General features: G+C 50.6%; 20 protein-coding genes. 10 read left to right on the top strand and 10 right to left on the bottom strand.

Annotated features, from left to right (window positions below; translation table 11 throughout):
• The first annotated feature begins 3 nt into the window (after positions 1-3).
• The 8 genes from VPR01S_RS14450 (at position 4) to VPR01S_RS14415 (ending at position 7,330) form a co-directional block, all read left to right on the top strand.
• Entirely contained in the window at positions 4-1,605 is a 1,602-nt protein-coding gene (locus VPR01S_RS14450) for a TolC family protein (RefSeq protein WP_021706092.1), read from the top strand.
• Positions 1,605-1,808, top strand: coding sequence for a DUF1656 domain-containing protein (locus VPR01S_RS14445; protein WP_021706091.1), 204 nt, complete (start codon positions 1,605-1,607; stop codon positions 1,806-1,808). Before VPR01S_RS14450 ends, VPR01S_RS14445 begins: the two co-directional genes overlap by 1 nt.
• 12 nt (positions 1,809-1,820) lie before the next feature.
• Positions 1,821-2,708, top strand: a complete 888-nt coding sequence (locus VPR01S_RS14440; RefSeq protein ID WP_021706090.1) for an efflux RND transporter periplasmic adaptor subunit — start codon at positions 1,821-1,823, stop codon at positions 2,706-2,708.
• 26 nt (positions 2,709-2,734) lie between these two features.
• Complete coding sequence (locus VPR01S_RS14435) at positions 2,735-3,421, top strand: potassium channel family protein (RefSeq protein WP_021706089.1); 687 nt, start codon at positions 2,735-2,737, stop codon at positions 3,419-3,421.
• Complete coding sequence (locus VPR01S_RS14430; protein ID WP_021706088.1) at positions 3,414-4,550, top strand: AI-2E family transporter; 1,137 nt, start codon at positions 3,414-3,416, stop codon at positions 4,548-4,550. The genes VPR01S_RS14435 and VPR01S_RS14430 overlap by 8 nt, the downstream gene beginning before the upstream one ends.
• 390 nt (positions 4,551-4,940) lie before the next feature.
• A complete protein-coding gene (locus VPR01S_RS14425) occupies positions 4,941-5,906 on the top strand; it encodes an OmpA family protein (protein WP_021706087.1) in 966 nt (321 codons plus the stop codon).
• 77 nt (positions 5,907-5,983) lie between these two features.
• Positions 5,984-6,334, top strand: a complete 351-nt coding sequence (locus tag VPR01S_RS14420; protein ID WP_021706086.1) for a hypothetical protein — start codon at positions 5,984-5,986, stop codon at positions 6,332-6,334.
• Between the two features lie 72 nt (positions 6,335-6,406).
• Positions 6,407-7,330, top strand: a complete 924-nt coding sequence (locus tag VPR01S_RS14415; RefSeq protein ID WP_021706085.1) for a LysR family transcriptional regulator — start codon at positions 6,407-6,409, stop codon at positions 7,328-7,330.
• A gap of 24 nt (positions 7,331-7,354) precedes the next feature.
• On the opposite strand, the gene VPR01S_RS14410 is transcribed toward VPR01S_RS14415, so the two are convergent.
• From VPR01S_RS14410 to VPR01S_RS14395, 4 genes are all read right to left on the bottom strand, one after another.
• The gene (locus VPR01S_RS14410) at positions 7,355-8,383 is read right to left on the bottom strand and encodes a zinc-binding alcohol dehydrogenase family protein (RefSeq protein WP_021706084.1); all 1,029 of its coding nucleotides are present in this window, start codon (positions 8,381-8,383) and stop codon (positions 7,355-7,357) included.
• Between the two features lie 26 nt (positions 8,384-8,409).
• Positions 8,410-8,700: a putative quinol monooxygenase gene (locus VPR01S_RS14405; protein ID WP_021706083.1), complete on the bottom strand. Its 291-nt coding sequence runs from the start codon at positions 8,698-8,700 to the stop codon at positions 8,410-8,412.
• 2 nt (positions 8,701-8,702) lie between these two features.
• Positions 8,703-9,356 (bottom strand): oxygen-insensitive NAD(P)H nitroreductase, encoded by a 654-nt coding sequence (gene nfsB / locus VPR01S_RS14400; RefSeq protein WP_021706082.1) that lies wholly within the window; start codon positions 9,354-9,356, stop codon positions 8,703-8,705.
• Between the two features lie 106 nt (positions 9,357-9,462).
• Positions 9,463-10,554: an alkene reductase gene (locus VPR01S_RS14395; RefSeq protein ID WP_021706081.1), complete on the bottom strand. Its 1,092-nt coding sequence runs from the start codon at positions 10,552-10,554 to the stop codon at positions 9,463-9,465.
• A 392-nt stretch (positions 10,555-10,946) separates the two neighbouring features.
• Between VPR01S_RS14395 and VPR01S_RS14390 the strand changes: the two genes are divergently transcribed.
• Both VPR01S_RS14390 and trhO read left to right on the top strand, forming a co-directional pair.
• Positions 10,947-12,242 carry an alpha/beta fold hydrolase gene (locus tag VPR01S_RS14390; protein WP_021706080.1) on the top strand — a complete coding sequence of 432 codons (1,296 nt, stop codon included), beginning with the start codon at positions 10,947-10,949 and terminating at the stop codon, positions 12,240-12,242.
• A 155-nt stretch (positions 12,243-12,397) separates the two neighbouring features.
• Complete coding sequence (gene trhO / locus VPR01S_RS14385; protein ID WP_021706079.1) at positions 12,398-13,381, top strand: oxygen-dependent tRNA uridine(34) hydroxylase TrhO; 984 nt, start codon at positions 12,398-12,400, stop codon at positions 13,379-13,381.
• Positions 13,382-13,453: 72 nt separating this feature from the next.
• Here trhO and VPR01S_RS14380 read toward each other — a convergent pair whose 3' ends face one another.
• From VPR01S_RS14380 to cspE, 6 genes are all read right to left on the bottom strand, one after another.
• On the bottom strand, positions 13,454-14,671 hold the full coding sequence (locus VPR01S_RS14380) for a Bcr/CflA family multidrug efflux MFS transporter (RefSeq protein ID WP_021706078.1): 1,218 nt from the start codon (positions 14,669-14,671) through the stop codon (positions 13,454-13,456).
• A 78-nt stretch (positions 14,672-14,749) separates the two neighbouring features.
• Positions 14,750-15,598 carry an MBL fold metallo-hydrolase gene (locus VPR01S_RS14375; RefSeq protein WP_021706077.1) on the bottom strand — a complete coding sequence of 283 codons (849 nt, stop codon included), beginning with the start codon at positions 15,596-15,598 and terminating at the stop codon, positions 14,750-14,752.
• Positions 15,599-15,740: 142 nt separating this feature from the next.
• The gene (locus VPR01S_RS14370; protein ID WP_021706076.1) at positions 15,741-16,643 is read right to left on the bottom strand and encodes a LysR family transcriptional regulator; all 903 of its coding nucleotides are present in this window, start codon (positions 16,641-16,643) and stop codon (positions 15,741-15,743) included.
• A gap of 172 nt (positions 16,644-16,815) precedes the next feature.
• Positions 16,816-18,072, bottom strand: a complete 1,257-nt coding sequence (tyrS, locus tag VPR01S_RS14365) for a tyrosine--tRNA ligase (RefSeq protein WP_021706075.1) — start codon at positions 18,070-18,072, stop codon at positions 16,816-16,818.
• Positions 18,073-18,163: 91 nt separating this feature from the next.
• Positions 18,164-18,310, bottom strand: coding sequence for a hypothetical protein (locus VPR01S_RS14360; RefSeq protein ID WP_040902812.1), 147 nt, complete (start codon positions 18,308-18,310; stop codon positions 18,164-18,166).
• A gap of 341 nt (positions 18,311-18,651) precedes the next feature.
• The gene (gene cspE, locus VPR01S_RS14355; RefSeq protein ID WP_021706074.1) at positions 18,652-18,864 is read right to left on the bottom strand and encodes a transcription antiterminator/RNA stability regulator CspE; all 213 of its coding nucleotides are present in this window, start codon (positions 18,862-18,864) and stop codon (positions 18,652-18,654) included.
• Positions 18,865-19,037 lie beyond the last annotated feature (173 nt).

Below are 19,037 nucleotides of genomic sequence, written 5' to 3'. Positions count from 1 at the left end.
ATTATGACACTCTCCCTCAAACCCTATTGGCTCATTTTACCCCTTTGCGGATTGACCGCGTGTACCACGCTTGGGCCGGATTTCACCCGCCCCCAACCACTCGCTTTGCCAGCCAGTTGGACGCAGGACGATACTCATCAAGCACAGAATGATACCGCACTGTGGTGGCAACAGTTTCAAGATCCGGTATTAAACCAATTGGTTGAGCAAGCCGGGGCGCAAAATCTCGATCTGGAAGCGGCCGGGTTACGCATCTTGCAGGCCCGCTCATTGCTCGGCGTTGCCGACGGCCTGCAATACCCTCAAGTTCAGACAGTATCGGGCAACCTGACGCGTCTCTACCAACATGAAAACTCGTTCAATAATGCGGCAGTGAGTTTCGATGCCGGATGGGAAATGGATGTGTGGGGAAAATACGCGCGCGGTATCGAATCTGCACAGGCGGCCTATTACGCCTCGATTACTTCTTATCAGGACATCATGATTACGGTCACGGCAGAAGTGGCTCGTAATTACATTAATTACCGTACCTTCCAGGAGCGGATCCTGCTGTCACAACGCAATATTGAAATTCAGGAGCGAGTCGTCAACATCACACAAGTACAATACGACTCCGGCAACGTCACTGAGTTGGATGTACAGCAGGCCAAAAACCAGCTGTACACCACCAAAGCTGCCCTACCTTCACTGGAGATTGCCAAGCGTCAGGCGCGCAACGCTCTGGCAGTGCTGCTCGGCGTTTTGCCTGAGGAAGTACAGCCACTTCTGGATGGCAATAACTTGAGCGCCAAGCTAGCCGCGTATGAGGCAAAGTTTAAGGCAACCGGCAGTAAGCAAGCACTCTCAGGCGATGACAGCGATTCTTTGGTGCCACGTCCGCCGCAACTACAAACGGCAATCAATGCGAACCTGGTGATGCGCCGCCCTGATCTTCAGGTCGCCGAACTGCAAGCGCGCGCTCAGAGTGCCCAGATTGGCATTGCTCAGTCGGCGTTGTACCCCAGTTTTTCGCTGTTTGGCTCCATCGGCATAAACAGCACCGTACCCGATGGCAGCAGCTTCAGTTTCAGTGATTCCTTAACCCTCGCAGCAGGACCGACATTCAGCTGGAATATCTTCCAGTACGGACGGGTGAAGAACAACATCCGCTATGAAGACGCCCGTTTTCAGGAAACCCTGACCAACTACAACAAGAAAGTGCTGCAGGCGGTTCAGGAAGTCACTAACGCCATTGATGCGTATGACTTGTATTTGCAGCAAAAAGCACTGCGTTTGCAATCAGTCAACGCCTCGATTCGCGCCTTCAATATCTCAATGACGCAGTATGAAAACGGTCAGATCTCGTTTGAACGACTGTTGAACTCGGTCGAGAAAATGACTCGCAGTGAAGACAGTTATGCGCAAATTAAAGGCAATGTCGCCAATCAGGTCGTTGCACTGTACAAAGCGCTTGGTGGAGGCTGGCAAGCCTACTCAGGCAAACCCTTCGTCAATGACGATCTGGCGAATCAGATGAGCGAGCGCACTGACTGGAAGGGCACACTGGCCCCCGAAGCGCGCGTCTTGCCTCACGTGCAAAGCATCAATATGCGGGAGGTGCAGTGATGCCACATGAACTATCCTGGGGAGATATCTATTACTCACCATTGCTGCTGGTGCTGGTGATTGCGGTCACGGCGACCTGGATCACAGTACTGATTTTCAACAAGACCCGGCTCTCCCGATTTGTGGCCTATCCATCGTTGACCTTTATGGCCATTTTGGTGATGTACGTCGTTGCTATCGACAGCTTTTTCTTAAAATTTTAGGTACCCAACAAGATGAAAAAATTCCTTATCATCGCTGTAAACATTGTCATCCTGGGTGGGGCCATCTGGCTTGGCTACCAAAAGTATCAGGACTATTTTAACAATCCGTGGACTCGCGATGGGCAGGTTCGGGCAAATGTGATTAAAGTGGCTCCGCGGGTTTCCGGCCCCATTGTCGATGTTGCAGTGGCGGACAACCAGCCAGTTAAAGCGGGGGATCTGCTGTTTGTCATCGATCCTGAAACCTATCAGGTGGCGCTGTCACAAGCCCAAGTGTCATTGGAAAAAGCCATCGTCAGTTCTCGCGGTAAAAAAATCGAATATGACCGACTGAAAGATATCCGGGCAAAAGACAGAGGCGCGGTGTCTCACAAGGATCTGATCCGTCGCGAAATCGCCTACGAAGAATCACTCCTGCAGATCAAGGCCGCCGAAGAACAACTGAAATCCGCCAAACTTAACCTAAGCTATACCAAGGTTTACGCCTCGGTAGATGGTTTCGTTTCCAACCTGGATATTCGCACCGGAACACAAGCCGTAGCCAACCAACCACTGCTGGCTCTGATCGACAGCAGCAGTTTCTGGGTGTTCGGCTTCTTCCGCGAAAATCAGTTAGCCAACATCCACCCAGGCAGTGAAGCCCGAGTTACTCTGATGTCGCATCCGGATACACCGATTAAAGCACGTGTGGATTCGATTGGCTGGGGCATCGCCCCGAAAGACGGAACCGTAGGGTATAACCTGCTGCCGAACGTAAACCCGGTCTTTCAGTGGATCCGTCTCGCACAGCGGATTCCGGTACGAATCACCATCACCGAGCTGCCGCAAGGCGTGGACCTGAGGTTCGGTCTGACCGCCTCAATCATGGTCATCGCCGACGATCAAAGCACTCAGCAGTGAACCGGATATCAGCACAGGAAAACAACATGGCAATCGGACAACCGCTTAAAAACATCAATCAGGAAAATAATTTTTTCTATCTTACGCTGGCCCTGACTTCGCTTTTGATCAGCGCCGCTCTGGCGCAGGTGGTCGGCAGTGGCGTACTTGAGCAGATTCTGACCCTGTTTACGATCGTCACGTTCATCGTCTGCCTGGTCAGTTTGCGTTTTGATAAAAACTGGTACCGATTTCTGGTGACGCTGGTGTGTGCCTGGGTCGTCGCTATCGCAGTTCGCAACCTGCTGGGTGTCAAGAGTATGGATGTGGTGTCGCTGCTCCTGACCTTCGCATTCTTCTTCGGTACTTTTAAGTCCATCGCCCGGCAGATTCTGTTCAACGGAAAAGTAGATACCAACAAAGTCATCGGCTCAGTCGCCTTGTTTTTATTGCTCGGTCTGATGTGGGCGATTGTCTATCTGGTCATTCTGGAATTCTCTCCTCAGTCGTTCACCGGACTTACCGCCCAGTCCTGGGGAGAGAATTTTTCCAATGCCGCCTACTTCAGTTTCGTCACCCTCACCACGCTGGGTTATGGCGATATCAGCCCAATCACACCGATCGCTCAGGTCATCGTTTATCTGGAAGCCATTGCCGGCGTATTTTACATGGCGATCGTGGTTTCCAGCCTTGTCAGTTCTAATATTGAAAATCAGGTAAAGAAAAATGGATAAACAACTGGAACAGCAACAAAGCAAGATTTTCATCAGCAATATGGTGGAATCAGCGATTCGTATCGGCTTGCTGCTGATACTGCTGATGTTTACATACGATATTATCAAGCCGTTTATCATCCCTGTGATTTGGGGAGCGATTATCGCCGTCGCCCTGATGCCACTCACATTGAAAATGCAACGCTGGTATGGTGGGCGTCGTGGTCTGGCAGCCACCACCATCGCCCTGCTGGGGATCGCCTTATTGGTGACACCGTTTGTGATGATTTCGGGCTCCATTTATGAAGGAGCAACCCGGGTACTTGAAACATTGCAGCAAGGCCAAATTACCATCCCGGGGCCAAGCAGCAAAATCTCTGCTATTCCGGTGATCGGCGATAAGCTGTTCGAGGTATGGGATCTGTTCGCCACCAACCTGGAAAAAGCCATTCAAACCTTCCTGCCGGAAATCAAATCGGCGGTATCCTCATTTGCTGGTGTGCTCGGCGGTGCGCTCGGCGGCCTGCTCCTGTTCATCATCTCGCTGGCGATTGCCGCGGGTTTTATGACCTACTCCGAACAGATCGCTAACTCGCTGAAGACCGTTGCCGTGCGCGCTGCGGGTAAGAATGCGGAGCGTTGGACATCGCTGATTGCCGCAACCATAAAAAGTGTCTTGCTGGGCGTGGTCGGTGTCGCAGCCATACAGGCGCTGTTAATTGGTGCCGGATTCTTCGTCTTTGGCATCCCGGCTGCAGGCCTGCTGACACTGATCCTGATGATTTTATGTATTGCTCAGCTCCCGGCGCTGATTGCCGTTTTACCAGTCATCATCTACATGTACGTGATGCAAGACAGCACCACCGCCACCCTGTTTACCGTTTGGGTAGTGGTCGGCGCCCTGTCGGAAAACCTGCTTAAACCTATGTTAATGGGCCGTGGCGTAGACGTGCCGATGCCCATTATCCTGATTGGTGCGATTGGCGGCATGTTGTTCTATGGCATTGTCGGCCTGTTCCTGGGAGCGGTCATACTGGCAATTTGGTATGAACTGTTTGTGTTTTGGATCCAGCTCGAACAACAGGAAGACGCAGCGGCCAATACACTGGCTCAGCCAAATACAGTTAATTCAGAAAAGGCTGACACATAAATAGATTTAATATGAGTCCATCCTTTTTCTTATAACCATGTTTTTTCTTTATTGCAGTCCTGATTAAGGGCTGCTTTTTTACATAACTTTCACCGTCGGACATAAACATGACGTTCATTGTTCGATTAAAGATGAACAATGAATAATAAATTCAATAAAAATCAAACAAATAACAAAAAACACTCGCCTGATGATTTTTTCATTTCCCACATAATAAAAAATTAATATCTTTCGTTAACTTGCATAAAACCTAACAATTACTTTCGGCACAAAACCTAGTATCTCTAACGAAGACACATGACGCGTCTTTTATTTCCCTACAAGATAAAAAATTTAGCACAGCGAATATTTCCGCTGATCAAATGCTAATCATTAATTAAGGAAAATATAATGAAAAAGCTAGCAGTCCTAATTTCAACTTCGCTCATGTTTGCATCCGCACCTTCGTTTTCAGAAGTGTATGTCGGAGCAAAAGTAGGTAAATCATGGTTAGATGATTCCTGTACCAGTTCGGTGTGTGACGACGAAGACTCAACCGTCGGCGCCTTCCTCGGTTATCAGATGTGGGACTTCCTCTCTTTGGAAGCAGGATACGATTACCTAGGCGAATTTCAGAATGGTTCAATGAAAGATGATATCAGCGCCATTACGCTCGCCCCAAAAGCCAATCTTGCATTAACGGATGACATCTCGCTTTACGGTAAGCTCGGTGGGGCTTATGTCGATTATGGCAGCAAGAACGACTGGTCTTACTTAGGGGCTGTGGGCCTGGAGTTTGACTCTCATCAGAACGTACTGGTTCGTCTGGAATACCAGACACTCACCGACATGAACAATGACGTGGTGCGTGCTGCCGGTAATTCCGCAACGCTTGGCGTGGTATATACCTTTGGTGGAGCATCTCAGGCCGAGCCAGCCCCCGTTGTCGAACCGGAAGTAATGGTGGTCGAGCAACCTGAGCCGGAACCGGAACCTACATGGGTCGACAAAACCTACCAGACGACAACACTAGGTGAAAGTTACTTTGCACTCAACAGTACCGAGTTAAAACCAGAAAGCGCTCCGGTGCTGGATAAACTGGTCGATTTCCTGGCAGAGTATCCGGAATCTGAAGTCGTGATTATCGGCCATACCGATTCCACCGGCAGCGAGCAGTACAATCAGATGATTTCAGAAAAGCGCGCCCAATCGGTCTCGGACGCTCTGCAACAACGTGGCATCGAACAACAACGGATTTCGGTTGAAGGGCGCGGTGAACTTGAGCCGAAATCGTCCAACAAAACACGTGAAGGCCGCAAACAGAACCGCCGTGTCGAAATCGTCATTCCTTCCTTCGATTACCAGATCCAACAATAAATCTACGACAGAGCCCTGCCCATCAGGGCTCTGTGCCATCTATACTTAAATCAGGTTACGCAGGTGAGGATGGCACAATGCGTTATTTCACATCCAAAGGACTTATCACGCTGGCGCTGCTGACGATCAGTCCGATTACGCCCGCTCAGTTCAATACCGCCCCGCTAAGATGTGAGTTGACGGACACCGCCGATTATTTTCTTTTTTATCAGGATCAACTGGTTTATCAGAGCGATCAATTCGCCATCTTTCAGAATTTCAAAGGCCGGGTCAGTAGTCAGGTGGACCTGAAAACTGGCGAACTGGTTCGTACCACCTACATCGGTGAACCGTTTGAACCCAAAATTCAGATTCTTTATGGCCACTGCATGAATCCACAGTCAACCTTGAAAATGTGGGAAATGAGCAAAGTCCCGTACGACGACTAACCCACAGACAGCGGTTCAGTTCGTCTGGCAGATGTTTTATAGTCAAGCCTCCCCAACCTTTTCGGATCAGACATGAAGGCACTGAACGACCTCAATATCTTCGTAGAGACATCACGACAAGGCAGCTTCTCTAAAGCCGCCAACAGCATGGATTTGACACCGGCCGCCATCAGCGCTTCAGTCAAACGACTGGAAGAACAGATAGGTTTTCCACTCTTTGTCCGCTCAACTCGCAGTCTCCGCCTGACCAATGAAGGGGAGATATTCCTCACAAAAACTCAGACGGCACTGCACGCTCTGCAAGAAGGTCTGGACCAGATCGCCAGCTCAAGGGGAGAGCTGGCCGGCCATCTTTACATTACGGCCCCGTCGGATTTTGGCCGCAATATGCTCCTCAACTGGATCGATGAATTCATCGAGTTGCATCCAAATGTTCACATCAAACTTGAGTTGTCAGACAGTCTGACCGACATGTATTCCAAACCCGTCGACATTGCGATCCGTTATGGTGAGCCTGCCGATTCCAATCTGATTGCCATTGCGCTGTGTACGGCGAATGAACGCATTCTGTGTGCTTCTCCGGAATACGTCGCTAACCACCCGGCGCTCACTCAGCCCGCCGATCTGCTCGCACATAACTGCTTGTGTTACATGGTCTCCGACAGCCTGTATAACAAGTGGACGCTTAACCATAAGCAGGACACCGAAAGCGTGATTGTCAAAGGTAATCCAACCAGCAACGACAGTGAGGTTGTGCATCGTCAAGCCCTCAAAGGCAAAGGCATTGCCAATAAATCATTGATGGACATCAGCCAGGACATTTTGGATGGGAAACTGGTGCGAATTCTGCCCGAATGGGACGGTGGGTCAGTGCCCATTTACATGGTGTGCGCAGACCGTCGTCTGTTAACGCCGACCATTCGCGCTTTTCAGGCGTTTGTGCGAGAAAAGTGCTGCCAGCAACGCAAAATGGTTCTGGCAGCCATCGACGTTTAAGTGTCTGAGTTTACTGGTGTATCGTTAGTCGAAGTTAACGGCGATCTTACCGATAGCACGGCCACTTTCAATCAGCTCATGAGCCTGCCTCAGTTGCTCGGCGCCAAAACCTTCAATGGTGTCAGTCAGCGTGGAGCGAATTCGGCCGGCATCAATCAGATTCGCAACCTGAAAGAGAATATCTCGCTGTTTGGCCATGTCGTCGGTTTTAAACAAGGTACGGGTGAACATCAGTTCCCATATAAAACCAGCCGATTTGCCCTGCAATTTGGATAAATCCACCCCGCCATCAAACTCAACAATAGATGCAATCATTCCCTGAGGCGCGATCAATTCCGCCATCGCATCCCAGTGGCCTTTGGTGTCGGCGACATTGAAAATGTAGTCCACCGTTTCCAGCCCTTGCGCTTTCATTGAGTGGACCAAGTCACGATGATCAACCACGTGGTCTGCACCCATCTCCCGGACCCATGCCTGAGTTTCAGGTCGCGAAGCAGTTGCAATCACCGTAAGATGAGTCAGTTGTTTCGCCAGCTGAATGGCAATCGAACCAACACCGCCCGCCCCGCCAATAATCAGCAGAGATTTTTTCTCGCTCGGCGTAATCCGTAACCGGTCAAACAAAGCCTCCCAGGCTGTTAATACCGTTAGCGGCATTACGGCCGCTTGTGGGTCCGTCAAGCTGTGCGGTGCGTGTGAAGCAATCCGAGCATCCACTAGCTGATACTCCGCGTGAGAACCTTGTCGCGTCACATCACCGGCATAGTAGACCCGGTCACCTGGCGCAAAACCGTCGACCTTGTCCCCGACAGCCGCTACGATACCCACCGCGTCATAGCCAACCACTCTGGGGGTTTCGAGCACTTTGTCAGCAGCGGCGCGGCAACGAATTTTCGCATCCGCCGGATTAATGGACACCGCGTTAACTTTCACCTGAAGATCATAGTCACCCGGTGTCGGTACTTGCGTGTCATATTCGAACAAGCTTTGCTCATCGCTGATCGGCAGTGAGCGAGTAAAACCGATCGCTTTCATTGTGGTAGGCACAGACATCATCATTCTCCCTAACATTTTTATTTTTAGCCGATGAAATTCATCGGACGCAGTTGTACGTATTCGACCAGTTCAAGACGGTCTGATTCTAGTTTGAAATGGTTGAAGTGCTCACTGACCAAATGTTGGTCCAGGGTTTCTTGTGAACACCAAATTTCTTGCATTATGTACAGCCCCGGGATCTGCTGATCGGCAAACAACTCGTACTGACAGCAGCCATTTTCTTCCCGTGTAGGTTCAAGTAAGCCCTTTAACAAAGCTTCCAGTGCCGCCTCACAACCGGAGGCGGCTTTAATTTCCGCAATTAAATGAATCATGGTTACAGCTCCGTCATCACCGTGTGGTGGTCCCAGCGCGATTTCGGCAACTTAGCGTTAAAATCGTCTTCGCTGTGATAGCCCAGCGGCACAATCACAACTGAGGTATAACCTTTTTCACGTAACCCAAACTCTTCATCGAGAATTTTCGGGTCAAAACCTTCGATAGGTACAGCATCAATATCCATCGCCGACGCGCCCAGCAGCAGCGTACCAACATTCAGATAAACCTGTTTCTCCATCCAGTGATTGGCATCCTTGAGATCAAAACGATGCATGTTGACGAAAAAAGAGCGTCCACCATGCATACCCTGCTTCGCCTCCGAATTGGCAAAGCGGCCGTCTTTGTCTTCCTGCTCAAGTAGCGCCTGCAAATACGCTTCATCAATGCTGGTTTTGGCGCAAAACACCACCACATGAGAAGCGTCCAACACTTTGCGTTCGTTGAAGGCGTAGCCCCCTTGCGTTGCCTTGGCAATACGCGCTTTGCCTTCGTCGCTACTGGCGACAATAAAGTGCCATGGCTGTGAGTTCACGCTAGACGGACTCATGCGGATCAACGTTTTAATGGCGTCGACGTTATCCGCCGGGATTTTGCGGCTGGCATCAAAAGCTTTGGTTGAGTAACGGGATTGTGCGGCCTGAACAATAGACATAATTTTCTCCAGATATTCAGTTATTCATATTGCGATGGCAGCTACAATAGCGTCCGGCTCCTTCTGGAAAAACCACCAGCGCGTTGAATGATTTTCAAATATTTTTTTAAAATTGACTGGGATAATCGCTGTACCCCTTTTCATTGCCACCAAATAAAGTTGCCGGATCGAGTTCCGCCAACGGCGCGTTGTGCTGCATTCGGGTGACCAGGTCCGGATTGGCGACAAACGGGCGGCCAAACGCGACCAAATCGGCATACCCTTTAGCGAGCACGGCTTCGCCTCGCTCAATCGAATAACGGCCAGCGACGATGATGCAGTTGGTAAAGTTAAGGCGCAGTGCCTGACGAAATGACTCTGGAATCGTGGGGGCATCATCCCAGTCAGCTTCCGACAAATGCAGATACGCAACACCTTTGTCTTGCAGAGCTTTGGCAGCAAGCAGTATGGTGGGGACGATATCCGGACAGTTCATGTCTTTAAACGTGATGAATGGCGCCAGACGCACACCCACTTTCTCGGCACCAATTGCCGCGCTGACGGCGTCAACCACCTGGAGTAAAAAGCGAATACGATTTTCGCGGCTGCCACCGTACTCGTCCGTGCGTGCGTTGGAATTGGTGCGCAGAAACTGGTCAATCAAATAGCCATTACCTGCGTGGATCTCGATACCATCAAAACCGGCGCGTACAGCTTGCCTGGCAGCATGGGCGAAGTTTTCAATCACGCGTTCAATGTCGGCCTGAGTCATCGCGCGCGGTGTCGGACAGTCGATCATCTCACCGTCACCGTGTTCGTTCGCGATCCACACTTGCGTATCCACCGGCTTAAGCGCCGAAGGCGCCATCGGCGCTTGCCCGCGCTGGAAGACCGGATGAGAAACCCGACCAACATGCCACAATTGGTTGAAGATCTTGCCGCCATTAGCATGCACAGCCTGAGTCACTAACTTCCAGCCTTCAACCTGCTGTTCGGTGTAGACACCCGGTGTAAATGAGTAGCCCTGGCTGTCATCTGAGATCTGCGTCGCTTCGGTAATGATCAAGCCGGCAGACGCACGCTGCGCGTAATACTCGGCCATCATGGCGTTGGGAATATTGCCCGGTTGACTGCTGCGCGCGCGTGTCATCGGCGCCATCACAATTTTGTTGCTCAGTGACAGTTGTTTCAGTTGGGTCGGTTCAAATAATAAAGTCATAGTGGCCTCTTTATGTGCTCTCAATTCATCTTGTAGATTCGGATGAGAAAAGCTTATCAGGATAGAAATTGGCGAGAATCCCATGCCAATTGAATTCACTATTTGGTAAGAGTGAATAATCCTTTCATGAGGAGATGGACAAGAGTGCCCCCACTCATCAATACCGGGAGAGCGGGCAGGCCGCGCCCTTGAGTCTCATAAAATGGACGGGGACGATCCACTTTGTAAGCCAGCGGATCAGAGGCTTGCATGAAGCTTGAGCTCCAGACTTCGCTTACCTTACTCTGAGTGCAGCGACACATGTCCAAAGGGATTTATTGTTGTCACTCTCGACGGTTTTGCGGCAGACTAGCCGCCATAAGGACCCCATCCAAAATCAAAAAAGGAATCTCATGTTTGCTCAAGCTTTTGTTGACGCAGGTTTGCATTACGTCCCGCACTATTTCGATGTGCCATTGGATTACCACCACAGCGAGAAGGGACGCATCCACGTCTTTGCCCGTGAAGTCACCCAAGCTGGCGACCGCCATGCAGATAAGCCGTGGCTGGTGTATTTTCAGGGCGGACCTGGTTTCCCTTCCCCACGACAGAATGGCAACACCGGCTGGATCAAACGGGCTCTGAAGGATTATCGGGTGTTGCTGCTCGACCAACGTGGTACTGGCAACAGTTCGGTCATTAGCCATCAGACACTGGCAACAAAGAGTCCCGTACAACAAGCGGAATATTTGAGTTACTTTCGCGCCGATAACATTGTGCGGGACGCCGAATTCATCCGCGAGCAGTTGGGCGTTACACAGTGGGCAATTCTAGGTCAAAGTTTCGGTGGTTTCTGCTCACTGACCTATTTATCAATGTTTCCACAGAGCTTGCTGCGCAGCTACATCACCGGTGGTGTACCCTCGATTTCACGCCATGCCGATGACGTCTATCACGCAACGTTCAAACGTACTAAAGAGAAAAATCAGGCTTTTTTCCAGCAATTTCCTCAAGCGCAGGCGCAGTGCCAAAAGATCGCCGACCATCTACTGCAACACGAAGAGTTCCTGCCCAACGGCCAGCGCCTGACCGTCGAACAGTTCCAGCAAATCGGCATCAGTTTCGGGGTCAGTGACAGCTTCCTGCCAACCTACTACCTACTGGAAAACGCCTTGGTTGAGATCGACGGGCAGCCGCGCCTGCGTTACGAATTTCTCAATGAAATATTGATGCAGCAGTCATTTCAGACTCACCCGATTTATGCCATTTTGCACGAGTCGATTTACTGCCAGGGCTTTGCCTCGTCATGGAGTGCCCATCGGGTTCGTCAGCAACACCCCGAATTCAACTATCAAACAGGCCAGCCGTTCCTGTTTACCGGTGAGATGGTATTCCCATGGATGTTCGATCAATACATCAACTTGCAGCCGCTCAAAGCCGCCGCAGACATGCTGGCAGAGAAATCCGACTGGGCTGCCCTGTACGACGAGAAACAGTTGGCGAACAATAAAGTGCCGGTCAGTTGCGCGGTGTACGCCGACGATATGTTTGTCGAAATGGACATCAGCCGTGAGACCCTGGCACTGATGCCAAACGCCAAGGCGTGGATCACCAACGAATATGAGCACAATGGTCTGCGAGCGGATGGCGAACACATTTTTGACCGACTGATCGCAATGGGCAACCAGACCGCAGCCACACTGGCCTAAAACCTCTAACATCACACCAACCACCGGCCAGGTGGTTGGTTTTTGACATCTTTTCCCCTCACGCGCTATACCCCTATTAACTGTCGGTATTTGTCGTATTATTACTTGGTTACAATGCGCCCCAATTTCTATGTTAGCGGTTAAAAGGAATCGTCATGAATCACTATGTTGTCTGTGCTCTGTACAAGTTCGTCGAGCTGGAAAATTATCAGGAGCTTCGGGAGCCTCTAAGAGAGTTGATGGAACAACATCAGGTGCGCGGTACATTGCTGCTGGCGAAAGAGGGCATTAATGGCACAGTGGCCGCCCCCCGTAAAGGTATTGATGCGCTACTGGCATGGCTAAACGCAGATTCTCGCCTGGCGGGCATCAGCTATAAAGAGTCACTCAATCATGAACAGCCATTTAACCGCACTAAGGTCAAACTCAAACAGGAAATCGTCACCATGGGCGTTGAAGGCATCGACCCTCGTCACGTGGTCGGCACTTATATCAAACCCAAGGAATGGAATGACCTGATTTCTGATCCAGAAGTGTTTGTGGTCGACACCCGGAACGACTATGAAATCGAATTGGGTACGTTCCAGAACGCCGTTAACCCAAAAACCGAGACGTTCCGTGAGTTCCCGGATTATGTCAAACAGAACATGGACCCGAGCAAACACAAGAAAGTCGCGATGTTCTGTACAGGTGGAATCCGCTGTGAAAAATCCACCGCTTACATGAAAGAACAGGGCTTCGACGAGGTTTACCATCTCGAAGGCGGCATCCTGAAGTATCTTGAAGAAGTGCCTGAAGAAGAGAGCTTGTGGCAAGGTGACTGCTATGTGTTTGACGGCCGTGTTGCGGTCAACCATCAACTGGAAAAGAGCGAATACGACCTGTGTAACGCGTGTCGCCTGCCAATCACAGAAGCAGATAAACAGTCCGACAAATTCGAACAAGGCGTCAGTTGTCCGAAATGCCACGGCACACACAGTGAAGAGCAAGTGATCCGTTTCCGTGAGCGCGAAAAGCAGGTGCAGCTCGCCCGTGAGCGTGGTGAAAACCATGTGGGTGGCGATGCCGTCAAAACAGCTGAGCAAAAGCGTCAGGAAAAATTGCAACGCAAGCAAACGCAGCGACAGCAAAACAGCTGAGCCACACCACCAGCGCAGCCTTAACCGACAAGCCCCGCAATGCGGGGCTTTTTGTTGAAGATCAAAATGACATCAGGCATCAGCGGAGGATTCTGCAAGGTGACGACTGGCGTAATGGAATGTCGCCCATGACCCAACACCACACAGACACATCGCGACGGCCATTGGCATGGCGCCATAGTGAGACAACATAGAAACACAAGCGCCGACAATCCCTGCCAGGGCAAAGCGCAGCGTCCCGGCCACAGCGGCCACTGTGCCTGCCATTTGAGGGAAATCACTCATTAGCAACCCCATGGCGTTGCTGCCAATCAGGGCAACGTTGCCGACAAATATCATGATGCAGGCCACCATAAACGGGTAACTTAGCCCCAGCAGTTCCACCAGTACTAAACCCATTCCGGCCAGCACCTGCATCCCCAAACCAACCCGGAGCATCGCAGGAATGCCCACTTTTTTAACGTAGCGTCCGTTGATGCTGGTGATCACCATCATCACGACGATATTCAGGGCAAAATAGTAGCCAAAGTGCTCCGGCGGAATGTGATAAAGCGTAATGTAAACAAACGATCCTGCGGTCAGAAAAGCAAACATTCCGGCAAATGAAAACGCACCACACAAGACCAGACAAAGCACTCGCATATCGCGCGAGAGCGCACCATACGCCGCCAGCGTCGCCCACAGTTCAAACGGACGCCGATGCTCGGCACTGAGCGTTTCCGGCAGACAGAATGCCACCAGCGCAACAATAATCAGAGCCAACAACGCCAGAACATAGAAAATCGATTCCCAGCCCAAATACAACGACAGATAGCCACCAACCAGGGGGGCCATCAGCGGCGCAACCGTCACCACCAGGCTGACAAACGACATGGTACGAGCGAAATCTTCACGGTCAAACATATCCCGAACTAGCGCCTGAAGCACCACGGCACTGGCCGCGCCCGCCATTCCCTGAACGATGCGTAGCGCAATAAACATTTCAATTGAGTGTACGTTGGCCGCCAGCGCACAACCCAAACCAAACAGCAAAGTCCCCACCACCATCACGGGTTTGCGACCCAGGCTGTCTGATAGCGGACCATGGATCATCTGGGCCAGCGCAAAACCAATGGAATAAGCGGTCAACGTGATCTGCACTGCACTGGCTGGCACCGCAAGATCCTCGGCGATCGCCGGCATCGCCGGCAAATACATGTCAATGGCGAACGGGGTCAGGGCTCCGATGGCGCCAAGAATAATATAAAGAAACAGCGAAGGTTTGGTGGTTCCGCTCTGAGTCAGTTGCATGGATTCTCTTTTCGATTGGACGATAAATAAAAACACGGCTTCTTTACAGAAGCCGTGTTGCATCAGGTTAAGCAGGGATTACCAGTTCATTTCACCCATGCTAACCTTAGCACCCAGTTCCAAACCGGCATCCGCTTCAAACTGAGGGTAGGCTTGCATCGTTTTCTTAATCAGTTCAGCAGAATTTTGTGAGTTTGCCACGTTAACGTCGTAAGTCGCGACGTAATCACGGTTAAACGTTACGGCGTCTGTGCCTACAGGCTCTTCACCAATGTAGTGACCCGGAATCACGCGTGTCGGTTTCAGTGCCAGCATGCGATCCAGTCCCTGAACCCACTCGATGCGTTTCTCATGTGTCGCAGCATCCGCCATCCAAACATGACCACCTGACGCCACAGACACGCCACCCAGTACAGTTTTCAGTGAAGGAATCCAGTAATAAGCCTGATGCGTACCGCCTTCTTTCAGTTCAATGCTTTCCCCTTCCAGGCTAATGTTACCGTTGAACACTTGCGGCACATAAACAGATTTTGGTGCATTTTCACCTAAGATCGGGCCCCAGTAACTGATCTTCTGATCTTTAGTACGCTTGATGTGATCGACCACCGCTTGAGTGGCATAGATGTTCACGTCCGGATACGCTTTAACGATCGGCTCTAAGCCAAAGTAGAAGTCCGGGTCGCCTGCAGTAATGTAGATTGCCTGAAGTTGTTTACCCGATTTCTGAATCATATTCAGAACGTGTTTCCCTTCTTCTACGCCAAATTGAGCATCAAAAAGAACGGCGTTTTTCTCTCCCTCAATCAGAGTAGAAGCGACAGGAAAGATGCCTTTATCCTGAGGGTTATAGGTGGTCAGAGTCAGGTCTGCCATTGCAGAGCCAGAAGCCAGAGCGGTGGTTAAAATCAGTGTGGTAACAGGTTTCATAGTTTTTGCCTCATCAGTAACTAACGAGGCCTACTTTACCAACTGAACGAAAAAGAAATAGCCACGCTCTCGCACATAACTAGTGCATATTTTGCAACAATAATGGTATATATTACCGAACACTATTTCATTTTACGCACATTTAAGCGCTGTTCCACACCGGATCCCGGTGCATCCGCTCCACAACAAAATCGATAAACTGGCGCAGTAACGTCGTGACCTGGCGGCGGTTGGAATACACCAGGTGCACCCCCAACTGTCTCGGTTCCCAGTCAGTCAGCAATGGCACCAGCTCACCAGAACGTATGTATGGCTGTACACTGGCCAGCGGCTGCATACTCACGCCACCGCCACTGAGCGTGGCGTTGAGTAGAATCGTTGAAATATTGGCCGTCAGCTGGCCCGTTACCGGCACCGATTCACTGTTGCCCTCTTTGTCAAAATGCCATTCACTTTTGCCAAAATAGCTGAAAGTCAGACAACTGTGCGCGCGCAGCGCTTGAAGTGAATCGGGGGTGCCGTACTTGCTGAGGTACTCGGGCGCAGCGACGACTACCGAGCGACACACCCCGATTTGGCGCGCAATCACATTGGTATCAAGGTCGTTACTGATGCGCACGGCCAGATCGATGCCTTCCTCGACCAGGTGAATGCTGCGATCGGCCACCACCAGTTCAATCTGCACCTTGGGCCATAGTGCGCAAAAGTCGTTGATGGCGGCAAGCAGAAACGCATCGATCATCGAATAGCTGCAGGTGATCCTCAACCGCCCGGACAGGGTATTGTGTTGTCGATCTGAAATGGCTCCGATGTCATCGGTTAAATTCAGGATTTGGTAGGCACGTTCCAGTGTTTGCTCACCAGCTTCCGTCAGACTCTGAGTACGAGTTGTACGGTGCAGCAGGCGGGTACCAACCCACTCTTCCAGCTCAGAAAGGTGGCGGGATACTTTGGTTCGCTCGATATCCAGGTGTTTGGCTGCCGCTGACAGGCTGCCCTGTTCGACGATTGAAACAAATATTTTCAGTGCGCTGATTCTGTCCATGCATCCCACTCAAAGAAAAGTCGTGCCAGGCAGTTAACACTGTGCTGGCGAGATCTCCTTATGATATCGACCCTTGTGACGAAATCCACGCTCAAATACATAAATTTCGTCATTCACGCTACGACGTCCAGGCAAAGCTGATGCGGCCTACCATTGGCTGACCGCGACTGCACTATTGCAAACAAAGTAAGTGGAAGCTTTTTTTGCCGCGCTGAATCACCCAATAACGATCAAATAAGGCAAAGTAACCACTGAGGTTGTCGTGTTGCACTCGCTCACCATTGACACGAATGGCTCCGTTGCTGATCAACTCACGTGCGATACGACGCGATTTTGCCAGGCCACTCGTGACCAGTGCTTGTGAAAGCGAAATACTCGACTCAATCGCCGTAACGGGCAGGCCATCCTGAGCAATCTGTGCGAGCTCAGCTTGCGTAAGTGTTTGCCACTGGCCATCAAACATCGCCTGAGTGATACGCTGAGCACTGCTGAGTCCATCTTCACCATGCACAAACCGAGTCACCTGCTCGGCCAGCACTTGCTGAGCCCGTGGCTTTCCCACACGCTGTTTGTCTTCGACTTCCAATGCCTCAATGTCATCCAGTGACAAAAAAGTGTAGTAGCGTAAAAAACGGTACACATCGTCATCATTGGTATTGAGCCAGAATTGGTAGAAGCTGAACGGTGAGGTTTGTCTGGCATCGAGCCACACCGCCCCACCTTCGGTTTTGCCGAATTTGGTGCCATCGGCCTTTGTGATCAATGGCAGTGTCATACCAAACACTTTATTGCCATTCAGTCGCCGGGTCAGATCGATCCCGCTGACAATATTACCCCATTGGTCACTGCCGCCAATTTGCAGTGTGCAGCCATGTTTTCGATTGAGGTAGGCAAAATCGTACGATTGCAACAACGCGTAACTGAATTCGGTAAAGGATATGCCCTGTTCCGCACGCTCCAAACGCTGGCGAACCGACTCGCGATTCATCATCGCATTGATGGAAAAGTGCTTGCCGATATCACGCAGAAATTCAATCACGTTTAGCGAGCCGATCCAGTCGGCGTTGTTCACCACCTCAAAGGCCACCGCGTCCTCCGCCGGGAGGATACCGCGAATTTGTTGTGCCAGTTGGGCGACCCAGCCTTGCACCGTCTCGGCGCTGTTGAGCATGCGTTCGGTGGCTTTAAAGCTCGGATCGCCAATCATACCGGTCGCTCCGCCAATCAAAGCCAGAGGCTTGTGCCCTGCTTGTCTAAAACGCTGCATCAGGATAAGTGGCACCAGGTGACCAATATGCAGGCTGCCTGCGGTCGGATCGAAGCCGCAGTAAATCACTTGTGGTTCGGTGAGCAGAGAGTGGAGTGTATCGAGATCGGTGGCCTGTGCGATCAGGCCACGTTGTTGAAGGTCATCTAAAATCGAGGTCATGGTTCCGCCTGTGTGTATTTTTTCACAGACTAACCAGATTGAGCAGCGGACTCGATATCCCTATAGGGACAATTACTGCAATCAGCCGGCTTTACAGTTCAAACTGACGCTCAAACTCACGCTGTTCCATGATGTCTTCGATTCTTCTGCGTACTTTGCGTTGCACTGTGCCAGCCGATTCGCGTGCTTCGCTGTTCTTGTCGCGTTTCTTTTTCGTTGTCTTTTTTCCTTGTGACATACCTACCTTCCTGACGTGAGTGAGCCAAAGCGTGGCCTGTTAGAATATGTATCCGCGTCGCCTTCCGACGCCGCCAAGCTGCCTTTGATATCGGAAAATACCCGTTTTCAGCATGAATAAAGGTAAAGTCCCTGAAACAGCCGTTAATCTACAGTATCACGAAACAGGCCTTAGGAGTGAAAATCTCGGCAAATCATTAAGGATGAGACAGATTATTCAAAACAAGTGGAATAAAACGCGCGTAAACGCTGAAAGAGGTACGAAACTAAGAGGGGGCAGTGCTGGAAAAACAAACGGCCGGGGTTGTTACCAACCCCGGCCGTTTATCATAAATTGAGTAATTAGCCTACAACAACGTTGCTAGCTTGAGGACCTTTCTGGCCTTCCTCAACAGTGAAAGTTACTTTCTGACCTTCAGCCAGAGTTTTGAAACCTTCAGAAACGATTGAGCTGAAGTGTACGAATACGTCTTTGCCACCGTTGTCTTGAGAAATAAAACCGAAACCTTTAGTTTCGTTGAACCATTTAACTGTACCTGTCACTGAATTTGACATAATAACCTCTGAGAGTATTAAAAAAATTTATCGCCTGATACGGTTACTGAAAACAAACGCTATTTAATGTCTCAATAAAGCGAAAGGGCACAGCAGAGGTAACGAGCAGAGCCGAACCATTGCTGAGATGTAACTTTAACTAGATGTAGCATTAACAGCTCTCTATATCAGAG

The organism is Vibrio proteolyticus NBRC 13287 (assembly GCF_000467125.1).
GTDB classification, from domain to species: domain Bacteria; phylum Pseudomonadota; class Gammaproteobacteria; order Enterobacterales; family Vibrionaceae; genus Vibrio; species Vibrio proteolyticus.
Note: the sequence above shows the minus strand (reverse complement) of the source record. Positions and strands in the feature narration are given on the sequence as shown.